The 16,584-nt window shown below is 65.5% G+C and carries 16 protein-coding genes; 4 read left to right on the top strand and 12 right to left on the bottom strand.

Annotated features, from left to right (window positions below; all coding sequences use genetic code 11):
* A partial coding sequence (locus VNJ47_05395; protein HXG28268.1) for a GH116 family glycosyl hydrolase occupies positions 1-1,408 on the top strand: 1,408 nt, incomplete at its 5' end.
* A gap of 297 nt (positions 1,409-1,705) precedes the next feature.
* Here the strand turns inward: VNJ47_05395 and VNJ47_05390 are convergent.
* The 4 genes from VNJ47_05390 to VNJ47_05375 all read right to left on the bottom strand — a co-directional run bounded on the left by VNJ47_05390 (position 1,706) and on the right by VNJ47_05375 (position 3,386).
* Positions 1,706-2,140 carry a GNAT family N-acetyltransferase gene (locus VNJ47_05390; GenBank protein ID HXG28267.1) on the bottom strand — a complete coding sequence of 145 codons (435 nt, stop codon included), beginning with the start codon at positions 2,138-2,140 and terminating at the stop codon, positions 1,706-1,708.
* Between the two features lie 38 nt (positions 2,141-2,178).
* Positions 2,179-2,457: a DUF1778 domain-containing protein gene (locus VNJ47_05385; protein ID HXG28266.1), complete on the bottom strand. Its 279-nt coding sequence runs from the start codon at positions 2,455-2,457 to the stop codon at positions 2,179-2,181.
* A 323-nt stretch (positions 2,458-2,780) separates the two neighbouring features.
* Positions 2,781-3,068 (bottom strand): helix-turn-helix transcriptional regulator, encoded by a 288-nt coding sequence (locus VNJ47_05380; GenBank protein ID HXG28265.1) that lies wholly within the window; start codon positions 3,066-3,068, stop codon positions 2,781-2,783.
* A 3-nt stretch (positions 3,069-3,071) separates the two neighbouring features.
* The gene (locus VNJ47_05375) at positions 3,072-3,386 is read right to left on the bottom strand and encodes a type II toxin-antitoxin system RelE/ParE family toxin (protein HXG28264.1); all 315 of its coding nucleotides are present in this window, start codon (positions 3,384-3,386) and stop codon (positions 3,072-3,074) included.
* A 229-nt stretch (positions 3,387-3,615) separates the two neighbouring features.
* Here VNJ47_05375 and VNJ47_05370 point away from each other — a divergent pair, with 229 nt between their 5' ends.
* A complete protein-coding gene (locus VNJ47_05370; GenBank protein ID HXG28263.1) occupies positions 3,616-4,581 on the top strand; it encodes an alpha/beta hydrolase family protein in 966 nt (321 codons plus the stop codon).
* Between the two features lie 108 nt (positions 4,582-4,689).
* Here VNJ47_05370 and VNJ47_05365 read toward each other — a convergent pair whose 3' ends face one another.
* The 4 genes from VNJ47_05365 to VNJ47_05350 all read right to left on the bottom strand — a co-directional run bounded on the left by VNJ47_05365 (position 4,690) and on the right by VNJ47_05350 (position 10,995).
* On the bottom strand, positions 4,690-6,420 hold the full coding sequence (locus VNJ47_05365; GenBank protein HXG28262.1) for an FAD-dependent oxidoreductase: 1,731 nt from the start codon (positions 6,418-6,420) through the stop codon (positions 4,690-4,692).
* Between the two features lie 103 nt (positions 6,421-6,523).
* Positions 6,524-7,720: a flavin-dependent monooxygenase gene (locus tag VNJ47_05360; protein HXG28261.1), complete on the bottom strand. Its 1,197-nt coding sequence runs from the start codon at positions 7,718-7,720 to the stop codon at positions 6,524-6,526.
* A 166-nt stretch (positions 7,721-7,886) separates the two neighbouring features.
* Positions 7,887-9,341 carry an alpha/beta hydrolase domain-containing protein gene (locus VNJ47_05355; protein ID HXG28260.1) on the bottom strand — a complete coding sequence of 485 codons (1,455 nt, stop codon included), beginning with the start codon at positions 9,339-9,341 and terminating at the stop codon, positions 7,887-7,889.
* Positions 9,342-9,453: 112 nt separating this feature from the next.
* Complete coding sequence (locus VNJ47_05350; GenBank protein HXG28259.1) at positions 9,454-10,995, bottom strand: cellulase family glycosylhydrolase; 1,542 nt, start codon at positions 10,993-10,995, stop codon at positions 9,454-9,456.
* A gap of 139 nt (positions 10,996-11,134) precedes the next feature.
* Between VNJ47_05350 and VNJ47_05345 the strand changes: the two genes are divergently transcribed.
* Complete coding sequence (locus VNJ47_05345; protein ID HXG28258.1) at positions 11,135-12,262, top strand: Rieske 2Fe-2S domain-containing protein; 1,128 nt, start codon at positions 11,135-11,137, stop codon at positions 12,260-12,262.
* Between the two features lie 130 nt (positions 12,263-12,392).
* Here the strand turns inward: VNJ47_05345 and VNJ47_05340 are convergent, their stop codons facing one another.
* Both VNJ47_05340 and VNJ47_05335 read right to left on the bottom strand, forming a co-directional pair.
* Positions 12,393-12,857, bottom strand: a complete 465-nt coding sequence (locus VNJ47_05340) for a nuclear transport factor 2 family protein (GenBank protein HXG28257.1) — start codon at positions 12,855-12,857, stop codon at positions 12,393-12,395.
* Positions 12,858-12,951: 94 nt separating this feature from the next.
* Positions 12,952-13,314, bottom strand: coding sequence for a steroid Delta-isomerase (locus VNJ47_05335; GenBank protein ID HXG28256.1), 363 nt, complete (start codon positions 13,312-13,314; stop codon positions 12,952-12,954).
* Positions 13,315-13,542: 228 nt separating this feature from the next.
* Here VNJ47_05335 and VNJ47_05330 point away from each other — a divergent pair, with 228 nt between their 5' ends.
* A complete protein-coding gene (locus VNJ47_05330) occupies positions 13,543-14,751 on the top strand; it encodes a helix-turn-helix transcriptional regulator (GenBank protein HXG28255.1) in 1,209 nt (402 codons plus the stop codon).
* 6 nt (positions 14,752-14,757) lie between these two features.
* On the opposite strand, the gene VNJ47_05325 is transcribed toward VNJ47_05330, so the two are convergent.
* Complete coding sequence (locus VNJ47_05325; protein ID HXG28254.1) at positions 14,758-15,990, bottom strand: MFS transporter; 1,233 nt, start codon at positions 15,988-15,990, stop codon at positions 14,758-14,760.
* A gap of 60 nt (positions 15,991-16,050) precedes the next feature.
* The gene (locus tag VNJ47_05320; protein HXG28253.1) at positions 16,051-16,536 is read right to left on the bottom strand and encodes a nuclear transport factor 2 family protein; all 486 of its coding nucleotides are present in this window, start codon (positions 16,534-16,536) and stop codon (positions 16,051-16,053) included.
* Between the last annotated feature and the right edge of the window lie 48 nt (positions 16,537-16,584).

Raw genomic sequence — 16,584 nt, 5'->3', positions numbered from 1 at the left:
GATCGCCAACGAGCCCGCCTACCCCAAGCCACTGCGCATGGGGGCCCTCAACGAGCTCTACCAGCTTGTCTTCAACAATTCCTTCTGGGAAGGCGGCCTCGTGAATAACGAAGTCAAGTCGACCGGGCCGAAGCGCATCGGCACCCTGTTTCCTGGTGAGCGCTTGTACGCCAACATCGATGGTGGCGGCGGCGGCGCGCCGAATCTGCAGACAGACGTCGACATGTTTGGCTACGACGCATACCAGCGCCTGTTCCCCAGTCTCGATCTTGCGATCAACCGTGCCCGCGCCGAGCAGGTGATGTATTTCGCCGAAGGCGACCCGTACAAGAACATCACGGACATTACGCTCTACTCGCCGTTCATCACCTGGGACACACTCGTCGCCGTTGACGGGAATCACGAGCTCGAGCCGGCGGCAAAGATCACGGGCCGTGGCTACCGCGACAACCTCGGCAAGACCATCTATCGCAACTACTCGTACTACCGGCGCACCGGGGACGAGGAGTTCCTGCGGTGGGTCTACCCGACGATGGAGAAGCAGCTAAAAGCGATCCAGAAATGGGATATCCGCGCCGGTGATCACCTGCCGACCGACTCGATCCTGTTTTCCAGCGGCTACGATGCGATCCCGCCTAACGGGCATGGCATCTACAACAGCGGGCTTTACCTGCTGGCGCTCGCCGTCATGAAAGACGCGGCCCGGCGTCTTGACCGCCCGCAAGCTGAAATTGATGCGTACGAAGAGGAGTTCAGGCTGGCGCGCGAGCAGTTCGAGAGCGTCTTCTGGGTTCCGGGCCCCGTGGGTGGCTACTACCGCTTTACCGACGGCATCAGCCCTATGAACGGAGCGCTTTTCCTGGACAGCTTCTACGGCCAGCACCTGGCCGAGCGTCTGGGACTTCCCGATCTGGTTGACCCCAATCGCTACCGGGAGCATCTCAAGCTCGCCTATGGGAAGTTCATGGTGTACCGCGACCATGCCGGCCGCCTGCTCGGCGCGCCGAACATCGCTTACCTCGGTCAGGCCATCGGCATCTATCCAATACCGAGGGACCTCAACCCCTTTTACAGCAACGCCTGTCATCAAACTGAAGCATGCAGGTCATTGCCCGTATGGGAAGCCGACGCCGTCTGGACCGGTTCCAACTTCGTTGCGGCAGGCACGTACATTCAGTCCGGTCGCCGATTCGATGACGAAGAGCTCATCCGCATGGGCCTGGAAATGGGAACCGCAGTCGCCACACAGATCTGGGAAGTCGACGCCAATGGCTTCCAGTTCAACGCGCCTGGCTGGTGGCCACCGACGGATACAAGTCACTCAACGTTTGCTGCTTACAAGTGGGCGCTGGGCATCTGGGACACCCTCGAGTCCATCAAGCCGCTGGACATCCCGGATCCGGAATAGCGCCGGTTCCTGGCGAGACAGCCACCGCACTCACTTCCAATTTTTCGAAAGCTGCCGGTGAGTAGGGTACCGTGCGCCTGTGATGGCTCAACAATCCACTCGGTTTCCATGACTGCCTCCGTACGTAACAAATGGAAACCCAGTCTGCACCGGGAATTTAAGCACCCCCAACTTGACGTTCAAATGCCCGCTGAGCGTCTGCTTACGAGCAATTTAGGCGTCGGTATTGAACGGCAAATTCTGGCCGCAATTTACCGTCGCACAGGGCGTCCAATGCCGACATTCACGATCTTGCGCTCATCCCAACGGTAAGACCACTGTCAGCGGTTCCATCGGCGAGACAATGAAACCGTGGTGCAGATAAAAAGCTCGCGCATGCTGGTCCACCGCGTGGCACAGTAATGCGCGGATGCCCAAGTCCACGGCCGCCCGTTGCGTTCTGGAGATGGCGTCCTTCAGCAAACCATGGCCCAAGCCACGTCCCGTATGAGCCGCGTGCACCGCAAGCCTGCCAAGAATGGCAACAGGGATCGGCTCTGGCATATTCCGACGCACGCGACCGGGAACCAACGCGCGCGCAACCGAGCCCGCCGCCAGTGCGTAGTAGCCCACGACCGCCCCATCTGATTCGGCCACAACGAATACCCGTGAGGCACCGCTGAGGTGGTTTTTACGGGCGCTGCGCTTCAGCCACAACTCCAGCGAAACTTCAGTGCAGGAGAACTCTTCCAACCGGTGCGTATCCGCCAAGGGAACGGGCGGTCGGTAGGTCACGTCTCCCATGGTGCCTTGCGATCAAGCAGGCGCTTGAGCGCTGCGGCTGACTCCTTGGGCAGGGGGCGGTCAAGTATCTCCATAAAGCGTCTGTGCTCGTTCGCAGTCAACTCAAACTGCGCGCGATCAAGGAGGACCTCAATGGCGCGTTCTCTGGCAACATCCAGGACAAACTCGGACCGGTTACGCCCTAGCGCCTTGGCAGCCTTGTCGATCAACGCTCGAGTCTGCTTCGGCAGCCGGATATTGATATTGCTGGTCGCTGTGGCGCCCATGTCTTCAATCTCTCGGAGTGTGCGCACATTGTAACACACTAATCGCCGACAGGATGCTGCGTTGCCATACCCAAAAGCCGACATTGAAGACGAGCCTGAGTGTCGCCTTTCTCGTGATTTAAGCTTCGGCTTTGAACGGCAGGAGCTGGCCGCAGCCCGCCTTTTCCGGGTATACCCCTTCGGGACAGTCGTGCTGCCGCTCAAGGGAACTTCTGATCAATTCCTTCGTCCTTCCGGCGCAAGCCGGAATCCAGCGACTTTCAAGGCTCTGGACCCCGGCTTTCGCCGGGGCTCCGAATTAATCCGAGCTTCCCTAGCACCTTTCATGCCGCCAGTCTGACTTCGGGGTGCAGCCCCGCCTTCAGTGCAAGCTGAAGAAGCATATCGAGACTGAACTGCTCGTACTTGCCCTTGATCAGTGCTGAAACGCGCGGCTGAGTAATCCCTAGCCGCTCCGCAGCCTGCTTCTGGGTCCAACCCTTGCCCTTGATGCGCAGGCGAAGCTCGGCCATCAGCCGGGCGCGCATTTCCATCACCGCCGCCTCCGCAGGGTCGAACCCCAGATCCTCGAATACGTTACCTTTGCTGCGGATGATGATCTTCTTGGCCATGGTCTAGCCTCCAATCTGTTTGAGGCGGTTCCTTGCCAGTTCAATGTCCTGTCGCGATGTTTTCGCACTCTTCTTCTCAAAGGCGTGAAGTACGTACACCGCCTCCGGACGCTGCGCCAGGTATATGACCCGGAACGCTCCACCCACTCGTACCCGAATCTCCCGGACACCGGGCCCTACCGTCTTCATCGGCTTCCAGTCGCGCGGGTCAAGCCCGTGCTGAACAGCAAAAAGATCGAAGCCCATCGCGCGCCGGGCTTCGGTCGGGAACGCACGTAAATCGTCGCGGCTGGCGCCCACGAAGAAGAGCGGCTTCATTGGGCCATTATACAAATATTTATATATTTGCAAAGCGGGCAGCCGTCGGCCCGGGTCGCGGCCATTTTTGATCTCCTCACGACCCCTGCAGGCCCAACCCGCACCACTCACCTGTCCCGAAATGGCACTGGCCGTGGCCGCCCAAGAGACCCCCCGATTCGACCGCCGGGGCTAGCATCGGAAGCAGCAGAAATGGGCCTGATGCCCGTCAGCCGGAGGGGGAATTGCCATGCGCAACGATCACCAACTGAGCCGCCGCAGCGTGCTCAAGGCCGTGGGCGGCGCGGCCGCGCTGGGTGCCTTTGGGACTCTGGGCCTCTCGATGCCGCGCAGCGCGCAGGCTGCGTCGAACGGTTTTGGCCTGACGATCACGGAGCACGGCGCTTCCGACCGGCTGCTCTATTACCGGTTCTCGACCAGCCAGATCGCGTGGCAGCCGGCGGTCAACGTGCTGCTCCCCGAGGACTACTTCCACGCCACCTGGCGCCGCTACCCGGTGCTGTACCTGCTGCACGGCGGCGCGCAGGACTTCCGCAAATTCCACCTGGAGGACGACATCATCGGCCTCACGCGCGGGCGCGCGCTGATCGTGGTAATGCCTGACGGCGGCACCGCCGGCTGGTACAGCAACCCGGTCAATTCCTTCGCTGGCCCCAAGAACTGGGAGGCCTTCCACATCAACCAGCTGATTCCCTGGATCGACGCCAACTTCCGCACCTTTGCCGAGTACGACGGTCGTGCGGTATCGGGCTTCTCGATGGGCGGCTTCGGCGCATTCAAATACGCGGCCAAGTACTACGGCCACTTCTGCTCGGTCAGCTCGCACTCCGGTCCGGTGAGCCTGCGCCGCGATGGCGGCGCGGTGGTGCACTGGGCCAACGAGAGCTCGCGCTGGGCCGAGCTGAGCGGCGGCACGGTGTATGGCTCGCCATTCTGGGACCAGGGCCGCGTGAGTGCGGACAACCCGGTCGAGCGCCTGCCGAGCTACTACAACAAGCGCATCTTCATGGTCTGCGGGCTGGACCAGGACATCAACGAGAACTTCGTGCGCAACGGCCAGCGCGAGTTCCGCGGCCTGCTGGCGGCCAACGGCATTCCGCACGAGTGGCACGAGCTGCCGGGCGCGCACTTCGTACGGCGCGACATGCTCCAGCGTGACATCGACGGCGTGATCGCGCGCTGCCGCAAGGCCTGAGCGGGCAACTACTTACACCCTACCCCTCGACGGGGGAGGGCTGGGGTGGGGGTGAGATCGAACCCCCTCCCCCTACCCCCTCCCACAAAGGGGAGGGGGGATATAGCTCTAAGCGGCGGCGGCTTTGGCGGCGGGTTGCTGCTGAGCGGCCGCGGCAATGTCGCGCGCGGCGAGATAGCCGAAGGTCATGGCCGGGCCCAGCGTCGCGCCCGGGCCGGCGTAGGTGCGGCCCATCACGGCGGCCGAGCAGTTGCCGGTGGCATACAGGCCGGCGATCGGGCTGCCATCCTCGCGCAGCACGCGCGCGTGCTCGTCGGTGACCAGCCCGCCCTTGGTGCCGATCTCGCCGGCATCCAGGCGCACGGCATAGAACGGCGCCTGCACGATCGGCGCGAGGCAGGGATTGGGCTTGATCCTGGGATCGGCGTAGTAGCGCTGGAAATCGTCGCTGCCCTTGCCGAACTGCTCGTCCACGCCGCTGGCGGCGAAGCGGTTGATGTCGGCGACGCTCTGCTTCAGCCCTTCGGCCGGCACGCCGATCTTGGCGGCCAGCGCCTCCAACGTGTCGGCCTTCCAGTACACGCGGTCCTGCCATTCGCGCGGCAGCTTGCTCTCCGGCACGAAGCTGGCCGGCAGCAGCGGGCCTACCGGGTATTGCTTGCGGAAGCGCGCGTCGAACACCATCCAGCAGGGCACGCTGGCGCCGGTCCTGGCGTGGTCCGCGTACATGGCGTAGACGAACTCGGTGTAGGGCGCGGCCTCGTTGACGAAGCGCTGCCCGCGGCCGTTGACCACCACGCAGCCCGGCAACGAGCGCTCCACAAAAATACCCGCGGCCGGTGCGCCGCCCGGCGTGACGATGGTCGGCGTGCCCCAGGTCAGGTTCATGAAGCCGAGCTTGGCGCCCAGCGCCTGGCCGGCGCGGATGCCCTCGCCGGTGTTCTGGCCCGGCGCCGCCGTCCATTCGGCCTGGGTGGGCTTGGGCAGGTACTGCTCGCGCATCGCCTGGTTGGACTCGAAGCCGCCGGTGGCCAGGATCACGCCGCGGCGCGCGCCAAAGCGGCGCGTCTGGCCCTTCTGCTTCACCACCACGCCCGTGACGCGCCCGCCCTCCTCGACCAGCGACTCGAGCGCGGTCTCCAGCACCACCGGCACGTTGCGCTGCAGCAGCGCGTAGCGCAGCTGCGCCACCAGCGCCTGGCCGAGCGTGAGCCGCCGGTCGCGCGCGGTCTTGCGGCGCCAGGGCAGGTCCAGCCAGTAGCGCAGCATCATCCTGATCATCAGCCAGACCCAGCCCGAGCCGCGCGAGAACAGCGTGTGCGCCTCGACCTGGTTCATGCTCAGCCGGCCCAGTACCTGCGTGCCCGGGTACGGCGGGCGCTGGCGCTCGAACTCCTCGCCCAGCTTGGCGGCGTCGAACTCCAGCGGCTCCATGGTGCGGGCGCCCGGCTTGCCGCCCGGCAGGCTGGGGAAGTAATCCGGGTATTTCGCCACCGGGCGGAACTGCACGCCGAAGGTCCGCGCCAGGTAACGCACCATCTCCGGCGCATTCTTGAGGTAGGCCTCGATGCGCGCCAGCGGCACCTCGCCGCCGGTGAGGCGCTGCATATAGGCGAGCGCCTCCTCGTAGCTATCGGGCACGCCGACCGCCGCCATCTGGTCGTTGCAGGGGATCCAGATGCCGCCGCCGGATACCGCACTGGTGCCGCCGTACTTGTCGGATTTCTCCAGCACCACCGCCGACAGCCCTTGCGCCTGCGCGCACAGCGCGGCGGTCATGCCGCCGGCGCCGGAGCCGACCACGATCACATCGAATTGCTGGTCCCAGGTATTACTCATGCGGTTCACAACTCGTTGATGCCTGTAGGAGCGGCTTTAGCCGCGATTCATGGTCCCGTCGTGGCAGTCGCGGCTGAAGCCGCTCCTACTATGGCCGCAGCCTTTAGATGAAGAAATCCGTGTTGTCCTTACCCAGCAGCACGCCGCCGTAGTTGCGCCCGAACTGCTCCGGGTTATTGGCGTAGTGGCCGCGCGCGGCGTAGATGTCCAGCATGTAGCGGTACAGCGGGAAGTCGGTGAAGATGCCGCGCCCGCCGCAGGCCGAGAACAGCTGGTAGGCATGGCGCGCACAGCGTTCCACCACCTGCGCGGCCTGGTGGCGGAAGTGCAGGCGCTGCCTGATGTCGTCCAGCGGCTGCTTGTTGCGGATCTTGGTCATCAGCACATCGAAGTTGCGGTTCAGCACCAGCTTCATTTCGTCGATGGCCACTGCGGTCTCCGAGGCTGCCAGCTGCGCCGGTGCCTGGTCGGCGGTCTTGTTGCCCATGTCGCCGACGCGCACTTTCGCGAATTCCAGGAAGGTGTCGAGCGCACCCTGCAGGCCGCCGATTGCCGCGGACGACACCGCGCGCACGAAGATCTGGCCGAAGGGCAGCTTGTACAGGTCACTGGTGAAAGTGTCGCGGCCGGGGTTGGTCCCCATGAAGCCGTCGGCGGCCTTGTGCGTGCGGTACTCCGGCACGAAGGCGTCCTTGACCACGATGTCCTTGGAGCCGGTGCCCTTCAGGCCCATCACGTGCCAGGTGTCGAGCACCTCGAAGTCCGAACGCGGGACCAGGAAGGTGCGGTACTCCGGCGGCTGGCCTTCGTTGAAGATCAGCCCGCCGAGGAACACCCAGTCGCAATGGTCGATGCCGCTGGAGAAGGCCCAGCGCCCGCTGAAGCGGAAGCCGCCCTCGACCGGCTTGACCTGGCCCTTGGGCATGTAGGTCGAGGCGATGAGCACCGACTTGTCCTTGCCCCAGACATCGGCCGCGGCCCTGGGGTCGAACAGCGCGATCTGCCAGTTGTGCACGCCGATCACGCCGTAGATCCAGGCGGTGGACATGCAGCCCTCGGCCAGCGTCATGCAGACGTCGTAGAACACCTGCGGGTCCATCTCATAGCCGCCGTAGAGCTTGGGCTTGAGGATTTCGAAGAAGCCGGCGGCCTGCATGTCGGCCACGGTTTCTTTCGGCACGCAGCGGTCCTGCTCGCACTGTGCGGCGCGAGCCTTGAGCACCGGCACCATCTCGCGGGCGCGCTGGACCAGGGCTTCCGGGGTCACCAGGGTGGCGGCTTTCTGGGCTTGGCTAGGCACGGGGAAACTCCTCGGGATTCGAATGGCTTGACTATTCACGGAAACGGGGGTCTGTGGCTTCGTCCGAAATGACTACAAGACATACACCCCCACCCCAGCCCTCCCCCATCGAAGGGTTGGGGGCTAAAAGCAATCCCCTCTCTCACAGCCAGCGGCAGCGGATGAATCAAAGACCCGCAGGACAGCCGCGCACGCCGGCATCCAGCCAGCGGTTGCGCGCCGCTTCAGCCCGCGCCATCAGCGCCTCGGCATCCGCACGCAGCAGGAAGCCCTCGGCCATTGAGCGCAGCGCGGCTTCGCGCAGCCGGCAGACGTAATCGGCATGCGTCGGATAGCGCTGCTGCAGCTCCAGCTCGGTGAACGGGATGGTAATCCCGCCCAGCTCGCAGTCGGTCGAACGGTAGCGGGCCACCGGCACCTCGATCGGCGGCAGCCGGATGCCGCCGAGCGCGTTGAAGTCGGCATCGCGCGCCAGCTGCCCCGCACCATCGAACTGGTAGCGCGGGCCGGCCGGCGGCAAGGCGCCGGTCTTCACCCAGCGGTCGAGGTGATGGATCGCCGCCGCCACCGCGTAGCGCATCGGGAAGGCCGCGCCGGCCAGGATGCAGGCGCCGAGCAGCGGGTGGTATTGCTCGCCGTAATTGCCGGCGGTGGCATGCAAGTCCGCGTCCGCGGAGGCCGGCTGCCGCGGCGCACTCAGCAACACACGCGGAGCGGCGCCCACCTCCTGGTGGTAGCCCACCCAGAAATCCTGGTGCGCCGCGCCGGCGACCTCCCACAGCCGGTAATTCTGCGTGACGTTCGGCTCGCCCGGCGTGGCCTCCCAGTCGCTCAAGAGGTGCAGCACCGGCACCTGCGGCGGCGCATCGAAGGTCTTGTCGGCATCGCCGCCGGTACTGGAGTGGATCAGGAAGCCGTCGATGACACGCGCATGCGGCTGCACCTGGCGCACATAGGCCGACAAGCGGTTGGCCGACTGCGACTGGCCCATGGCCAGCACTTTCTGCACGCGCAGTCCGCCCATGGCATCGGTGCCTCGCGGGAACTTCAGCGCCTTGGCGACCTGCGAAACGATGTCGAAGGAATAATCGTCGCCCGGGTGCGAGAGTTCCGCGTAGCGCACGGGATCCCAGGTTTGCGGCGTGAGTCCGGGCAGGCAGCACAGCCCGGCCGCCTGCGCGCTGACGTGCACGTAGGCGAAACCCGCGCGGTGGAAGAATTCATGCGCCTCGAGCGTGTCCACCGCGTTCTCGAACTGTGCGGTGACGTTGACCCAGTCGAGCAGCACCGTGCCGTTGAAGCGCGCCGCGTCGGCCGGGCGGCGCACGATGATGCGCGTGGTGTAGGGCGCCGGCTGCGTCTCCGGATACGTGCGTGCGTTGCCGGAGACGAAATACTCTTCCTCGACGTAACCCAGCTCGGCCAGGTCGTACCAGCTGTCCCACAGCGCATGGCCACGCAGGCCGCCGGTGACGGGGCCGCTGATCGTGGCGTTGGCAACATTGGCGCCGGTGTTGCCGCCGACGCCAGCGCCGAAGCGCGGCGTGGGCGCTCGGTCATTACCGCCGCCAGAACAGGCGACAAGCAGCAAGACGAGCAGAAAGCCGAACCGCGCCTGCACGGTCAATCTCTGCGTTCGTCACCCCGGCGAAAGCCGGGGTCCAGTGACTTGGGCCAAGACACGGGATTCCGGCTTTCGCCGGAATGACGGCAAACACAAGACGGCGCCGGCATCACGGCCGCGTCACGCTGACGGTGACTTCCGTGGCACCCGGGTTGTTGGCCAGCAGCAGGCGCGGGGCATTGGGTGCGGACTGCACCGTCGCGCCGGTCACCTGCACCGTGTAGCCCTGCGGATAATGCAGCGCGACCGGTACATAGATCTCTGTCGGCGCCGTGGCCGCACGCGGCGTGTAGCGGTAGTTGAACTCCGCGGTGTCGGGGTTGAAGGACAGCTCGAGCGGAATACCCGCCGTGGCCTGCGGGTAGGTGCGCTCGAGCAGCCTGAGCTTGTCCAGCTTCACCGTGGTCAGGTCGGCGTCGTCGGTGAACATGCCCTGTGCGCCGCTGGCCTGCGACTGCGTGGTGGGGTCGCTCCAGTTCTTGTAGTGCCAGTAATGCCAGCCGATCAGATGCGCGTCCGCGGCCGCGGTCACGCGCCGGATCAGCGCCAGGTCGTCGGAGGCGCCGAACTCGGTCATCAGCTCCACCGCGCCCATGCGCTCGGCCGTGGTCCGCGCCTGGTTCATGACGTTGTTCTCGAACGACTCGCAGGTGTCCACAGGCAGCGAACCCGTGATCAGGCCCAGCTGCGCGGCCTGGAACAGCGCATTCAGCGGGCAGTAGTTGTGAAAGGAGTAGCCGAGCTGGCTCTCGCCCGCGACCGGACCGAGGCCGGTCGGGTAGCCGGTGCCACCGGCCAGCAGCTGCGATTCCATCCATACGATGTTGTTCCGGTCGATTTCACGGATGCCGGCGATGGCATGCTCGAAGAAGGGCTGGATCTCGTTGCTGTCGCTCGACGGGCAGCCGATGCCGTACAGGAAGATGCAGGCCGGGAACTCCTGCCCGGCCCAGGGCTCGTTCATCAGGTCATAGCCCATGTGGTAGGGCTGGTTTTTCCACTTGGCCGCCACCGCCTTCCAGGCGTCGCGGAAACCGTCCCACACCGTGCCACGCTCGGCCCACAGGTTGTCGTACAGCTCCGAGACCTGCGGCGTGAAATAGTTGAACGGGAAGCCGAACATCGGCGGCGGCAGGATCGTGTTGACCGGGCCCTTGAGCGGCGGCACCGCCCACTCCGGGAAGCCCTCGCCCTGGAACTCGGGGGTCATCATGTCCTGGTGGAAATCGAACAGCATCCAGATCTGCTTCGCCGCCATGAGCTGGATGACGCGGTCCCAGGCCGCGAGATAGTTCTGGTCGACTTCGCCCGGCGCGTGCGGCGTCACCCCCACCCACAGCGTGCCGATGCGCGCGCCGTTGAAGCCGTGGTCGTACAGCCATTGCGCGTCGGCCGCGGTAAAACCCTCCGCGCTCGCCGGCGGGTAGTACGGCGGATTCTTCCACACCGTGTTGACGCCATGGATCAGCACCACGCGGCCCTGCGGGTCCACCAGCCAGCGCCCGTCGCGGCGCAGCTGGGCCGGCGCCGTCGTGCCCGGGCCCGTTCCCGGCCCGCCGCTGCCGCCCGATGAAGAACTGCTGCCCAGGGGCTTGCAGCCGCACACGAAAAGCGCGGCTGCCAGCGCAGCCAACAACACACTCGATCGCATTTCCGCCCCCGTTTCTCAGGCCACCGTATCACACGCCCGGACGAGGTTCGGGGCTTCACTCAAACGGGTGATGTAGGGCGCAGGGCAGGTGCTCAAACTGGCCCCAGTCTCCTGCGCCCTCCAAGAGTGGAGCTCCGCCATGTCTGCCGTCATCAAACCCAAATCCGGCGCCGGCCCCGGTGGCAACCTCATCCATCGGATCGAAGCCGAAGCCCCGCCCACCCGCTACGCGCGCGGCTGGCATTGCCTCGGCCTGGCGCAGGACTACAAGGACGGCAAACCGCACGGCCTGAACATCTTCGGCACCCGTCTGGTCATCTTCCAGGGCGAGGACGGGCAGCTGCACATCCTCGACGCCTGGTGCCCGCACATGGGCGCGGACCTCGCCATCGGCAAGGTGCAGGGCAACTCCGTGGTGTGCAAATTCCACGGCTGGAGCTGGGGCGGCGACGGCGTGTGCAACCACATCCCCTACGCCAAGCGCATCCCGCCCAAGGCGCGCGTCAAGTCCTGGCCGACGTGCGAAGAGAACAAGATGCTGTTCGTGTGGAACGACCCGGAAGGCAACCCGCCCGACCCGGCGCAGGCCATTCCGCGCATCGCGCCGGTGTTCCAACCCGACGAATGGTCGGACTGGTCGCTGGTCAAGTGGACCATCAAGAACAACTGCCGCGAGCTGATCGACAACATCGCCGACATGGCGCACTTCACCTCCGTGCACGGCTCGGAGAACGTGGTGTACTTCGCCGACATCTTCGAGGGCCACAAGGCCACCCAGGTCATGGTGGGCATGAACAGCAAGCTGGGCGGCAGCGAGGAGTACCTCACGACCATCGCCAGCTACTATGGCCCGGCCTACCAGATCACGCACATGTTCGGCTCGATGGGCGGCTATCCGGTCGAATCCATCCTGCTCAATTCGCACACGCCCATCGATCAAAACAGCTTCGAGCTGCGCTTCGGCGTGATGGTGAAGAAATTCCCCGGCATGAGCCAGGAACAGTGCGACACCATGGTCAAGCAGTACGTGGAGCTGACCAACAAGGCCTTTGCCGAGGACGTCGAGATCTGGCACAACAAGGTGCGCATCGACAATCCGCTGCTGTGCGACGGCGACGGCCCGGTGTACCAGAACCGCCAGTGGTACGAGCAGTTCTATATGGACGCGGCGGCCATCCCGGCTGAACTCAAGCAGCGCCGCGTGATCGAGATCGACAAGGGCCTGCAGAAGAAGCCCGAGCTGAAGCACGCCTTCGATAATGTCTGATCGATGCCGGCTGCGGCTCTGATCTATTCCGTCACCCCGGCGAAGGCCGGGGTCCAGAGCCTTTAAAGTCGCTGGATTCCGGCCCCGGATCGAGTCCGGGGCAGGCTTTTCGCCGGAATGACGAAAGCCATTAATCAGGGTTTCCCTGTTTCTTCCGCTGCTGCAGCTTCGCCGCCAGCCGCATCCAGCGCGGCATGTGGCAGCAGTGCTCGACCCGCTCGCAGATGCGCCAGCCGTCCGGCGTGCGCCGGTAGCGGTCGCGGTACCAGAGCGCGATATACACCGTGCCCAGCACGGGTAGCGTGATCGGGTTGATGCAGGCCACCTGTCCCGTAGCCGCGTCACCGTCAACCTGGAACGACAGGTTGCCGATGAAGTGCAGGTAGGCCGGGAAGGGCTTGAGCGCCTCTGGCAACCAGGCGCGGATTTTGGGGTAAGGCCCGGCGATGCCGCCCATGGCGGTGTAGTCGATGTGCGCGTCGGGTGTGAAAATGCGGTCGAGCTTCTCGAACTCGCGCGCGTCAATGGCATTGGCATAGTCGGTGACCAGCTGCTGCAGCTCGAGCCGGTCGGAAATCTGTTCGGGTGTGAGCATCAGCACTTCCCCCTTGCCATTCCCGCGCAGGCGGGGGCGATTGTAGGAGCGGCTTTAGCCGCGACCGATTGGAAGATCGCGACTAAAGTCGCTCCTACACAGCTTTCACCATGTCGCCGGGGCCCCAGTAAGCCTTCATCGAGGTGAACTTGCCTTCCTCATTGAAGGTCATCACGTCGATCACGCGGATCACCATGCGCCCGGCCGGCATGTTGAGCTCCACGTCGAAGGCCATGGCGGCGGCATTGCCGTGCGAGCCGCGGATCGGCGCAGCCAGCTTGAGCTTGGCGCCGGTCTGCACCGCCATCTGGTAGAACTCGGCGATCGCCTGCTTGCCGTGCTTGACCGGGCTGCCGACCGGGTCCTCGACGGTGGCGTCGTCGGCATACAGATCGGCGATGCCGGCCGCATCGGCGCGGTTGAAGCTGTCGATGTAGGCCTGCAGGCCGTCTTTCATTGTTTGTTCGCTGACCATGGGATTCCCGGGCTGGAAAATCTAAGGTCCATCTTCGCCGCAGGCGCACGCGGCAGAATCGTCCGAGCGGACGAACGCGGCTCAGGCGCCCCTCGCCTGCCCAGGCATTTGCTGCGCCATTTCAAGGACTTCCCGTATACTGCGGGGATGAGACGTGTACCGGCCTGGCGCAGGCCGCGAACACGCCAGCGAGGTGGAGAGAACAGCTGCATGCCTTCGTCCGCGAAGCCAGCCACGACCGCTGCGAAGGGGCGGGCCGCCAAAACGGCCGTCACCCCGTTCGGCGACGTGGCCAAGGCCTTCCCGCTGGCCCTGCTCGACCAGCTGCTGGGGGCCATTTACGAGGGGCCGGTGGAATCGCCGCCCTGGTCCACCGCCCTGCAAATGCTGCGCGACCAGCTCAAGGCGGCCCATGTCACCCTGATGCTGCGCCCGCCCTCGCCCGACAGCTCCGGCGTCATGATCAACACCGGCCCGGTCACGGCCCAGGGCGTGGAATCCTACGAGACGCACTTCTTCGCGCTCGACCCCTTCGTGCGCCTGCGCGAGGGCGAGGTGGTCACCGCCGAGGAACTGATCGGCCGCGAGTGGCTGCAGTCCGCCTTCTACCGCGAGTACCTCAAGCCGCTCGACATCCGCCACCTGCTCGGCGCCGACATCTACACCAAAGAGGGCATCGAGTGCCGGCTGCGCGTGACGCGCGCCCACGATGCCAAGCCCTTCGGCGCCGAGGACCGGCTGCTGGTGCGCTTCCTGCTACCGCATCTCAAGCGCTCGATCCAACTGCACGCGCACCTGGATTTCCTCGAGTGCGAGCGCCAGCTGTTCGCCGGTACCGTCAACCGCATGCTGCTGGGCATCATCAGCTTCGACCAGGCCGGCAACATCCTGGAGACCAACCAGGAGGCCAAGCGCATCCTGGCCGAGAAGGACGGCATCTGGCTGTCCGGTAACACGCTGGGCGTGGATTCCAGCCAGGAAAGCCGCGAGCTGCAGCGCATGATCAAGCAGGCGTTGGCCGACGCCGGCAGTCAGGCCCCGGGGCTGGTGGAGGCCATGTCGATCACCCGGCCGTCCGGGCGCAGCAAGCTGGGCGTGCTGGTCAAGGCCATCCCGCCCGGCCAGTGGTCGGAAAGCAAGCACCGGCCGGCGGTGGCGATATTCCTGCGCGACCCGGAGTCGAATGCCGCGCAGCCCTCGCAGGAACTGGTGCGGCGGCTGTTCGGGCTGACGCGCATGGAGGCGCAGCTGGCGCTGCTGCTGGCTGAGGGCTATACCCTCGACGAGGCGGCGGAGAAGATGAACGTGCGCCGCAACACCGCCCGCACCCATCTGCGCTCGATCTTCTGCAAGACCGGCGTCACGCGCCAGACCATGCTGGTGCGGCTGCTGCTCAACAGCGTCATCACGCTGGGCTGAACCCCCTCAGGCCTTGCGCGGCAGGCGCACCGCCAGCACCAGCAGGGTCGACACCACCGCCGTCAGCATGAAGGCAATGAAGGCGATCCGGTAACTGCCGGTGTGGTCGTAGACCTCGCCGATGAAGCGGATCGAGACGATTGAGAACGGCATCACCACCAGGTTCATGCTGCCCATGACGGTGCCGAAGGAACGCGCGCCGAAGCAGTCGGCGGTCAGCGTCATCCACAGCGGGTAGGTGCCGCCGATGGCCAGGCCGATGATGCTGCAGGCCAGCAGCAGCACGGCGTAGTTCGGCTCCAGCAGCAGCACCACCAGGAAGGCCAGGTTGCAGGCCGCCACCGCGCAGAACAGCAGGCGCTTGTCGACCCGATCGGCCAGCGCGCCGATCACCAGCTTGCCGAGGATCGCGGAGAAGGTCAGGCAGGACATCAGCAGCGAGGCCTGCGGCAGGCTCAGGCCCGCGTCCGTGCCGTAGGGGATCATCGAGGCCAGCAGCGCCTGGTCGGCCGCCAGCAGGATGCCGGCGCCGCAGCCCACCAGCCAGAAATTGGGCGCGCGCAAGAGCGCGCCGAAGGTCCAGGCCTGCTCGCCCGGCCGGCGCTCATCGGCGCCGGGCGGCAACGCCGGTTCGCTGCCGCCGTCGGGCGCCAGCCCGAGGTCGGAAGGGCGGTCACGCACGAACAGCCACACCACCAGCAGCATCAACCCGGCGGCCAGCAGGCCCTGCACCAGCAGCGCCAGGCGCCAGCCGAAGCTTTCCATCAGCAGTGCGATCAGCGGCGGCATGGTGAAGCCGCCGACCGAGGTGGACACCGCGAGCAGCCCCATGGCGCGCCCGCGCCGGGCCTGGAACCAGCGCGCGGTGATGGCATTGGCCGCCAGCGCGCCGCAGGCCACGGTGCCGAAGGACACTGGCCCGAGAATCACCAGGCCCATGACCCAGGGCGATTGCGCCGCCGACACCAGCGCGAAACCGCCGGCGAACAGCAGCGCACCGGTGCTCATCACCGCGCGCGCCGGCAGGTGATCGAGCAGGCGCCCGACCAGCGGCGCCCACAGCGCGAAGCCGAGCAGCAGAAAGATGAAACCACTGTTGATGTCGGCCCGCGTCAGGCCGAACTCCTGCGACAGCGGCACCACGAACAGCCCGAAGGCATAGGTCGTGCTGCCAATCGCCAGCAGCGTGCAGACGAAGCCCGCCAGCACGATCCACCAGCCGTGGTAGAGGTTACTCATGCGCTTCACCCAGGGAAGGGGCGGCGGCGGCGCCCGGCCCGCAGCACGGCGGGCATGAACCTATCCTACCGGCGGCTTGCCGTGCTGCGCCAGGTAGTGCGCGGTGATGTTGGGCGCCTCGGCGACCGGCGTCACGATCTCGAAGATGCGCGAGTAGGTGGCGCGCTTGATCAGCCACCTGCCGTTCTGCTTGACGTAGCTGTCCTTGTACAGCGCCGAGCCGTCGGTGATGACCTTGTGCTTAAGGTCCAGGAACCAGTCCTTGAGGTACCAGGTGCCGGTCGCTTCGGTCGGCGAGACGAAGTCGATCTCCGGGTGGTTGACGTGGTGGAAGGCGATCGCCTGTGAATGGAAGGCGTAGCCGATCGCCTCCAGGATCTTGTCGCGCCCCTGCGCCTCGAACAGGTAGCTGCCGCCCTGGTAGCGCACGCTGGCGTCCTCGGTGAACAGCGCTTTCAGCTCCTCGAGGTTGGCGGTGTCGATGCAGCGGCAGTAGGCGTACTTCAGCCGCTTGATGTGTTCGAGATCTTCCAGAGGCAAGGACATGGAACCTCCTGTCGAAGTGTTTCTGTCATTCCCGCGCAGGCGGGAATC

This window comes from Nevskiales bacterium, assembly GCA_035574475.1.
Classification (GTDB): Bacteria; Pseudomonadota; Gammaproteobacteria; order Nevskiales; family DATLYR01; genus DATLYR01.
This window is presented reverse-complemented; position numbering and strand designations above follow the sequence as displayed.

Coding starts and splice junctions, on each gene's coding strand:
- VNJ47_05385 (HXG28266.1), bottom strand. CDS start 2,457: ATGGGCGCCACAGCGACCAGCAATATCAATATCCGGCTGCCGAAGCAG.
- VNJ47_05380 (HXG28265.1), bottom strand. CDS start 3,068: ATGGCCAAGAAGATCATCATCCGCAGCAAAGGTAACGTATTCGAGGAT.
- VNJ47_05375 (HXG28264.1), bottom strand. CDS start 3,386: ATGAAGCCGCTCTTCTTCGTGGGCGCCAGCCGCGACGATTTACGTGCG.
- VNJ47_05370 (HXG28263.1), top strand. CDS start 3,616: ATGCGCAACGATCACCAACTGAGCCGCCGCAGCGTGCTCAAGGCCGTG.
- VNJ47_05365 (HXG28262.1), bottom strand. CDS start 6,420: ATGAGTAATACCTGGGACCAGCAATTCGATGTGATCGTGGTCGGCTCC.
- VNJ47_05350 (HXG28259.1), bottom strand. CDS start 10,995: ATGCGATCGAGTGTGTTGTTGGCTGCGCTGGCAGCCGCGCTTTTCGTG.
- VNJ47_05345 (HXG28258.1), top strand. CDS start 11,135: ATGTCTGCCGTCATCAAACCCAAATCCGGCGCCGGCCCCGGTGGCAAC.
- VNJ47_05340 (HXG28257.1), bottom strand. CDS start 12,857: ATGCTCACACCCGAACAGATTTCCGACCGGCTCGAGCTGCAGCAGCTG.
- VNJ47_05335 (HXG28256.1), bottom strand. CDS start 13,314: ATGAAAGACGGCCTGCAGGCCTACATCGACAGCTTCAACCGCGCCGAT.
- VNJ47_05330 (HXG28255.1), top strand. CDS start 13,543: ATGCCTTCGTCCGCGAAGCCAGCCACGACCGCTGCGAAGGGGCGGGCC.
- VNJ47_05325 (HXG28254.1), bottom strand. CDS start 15,990: ATGAGTAACCTCTACCACGGCTGGTGGATCGTGCTGGCGGGCTTCGTC.
- VNJ47_05320 (HXG28253.1), bottom strand. CDS start 16,536: ATGTCCTTGCCTCTGGAAGATCTCGAACACATCAAGCGGCTGAAGTAC.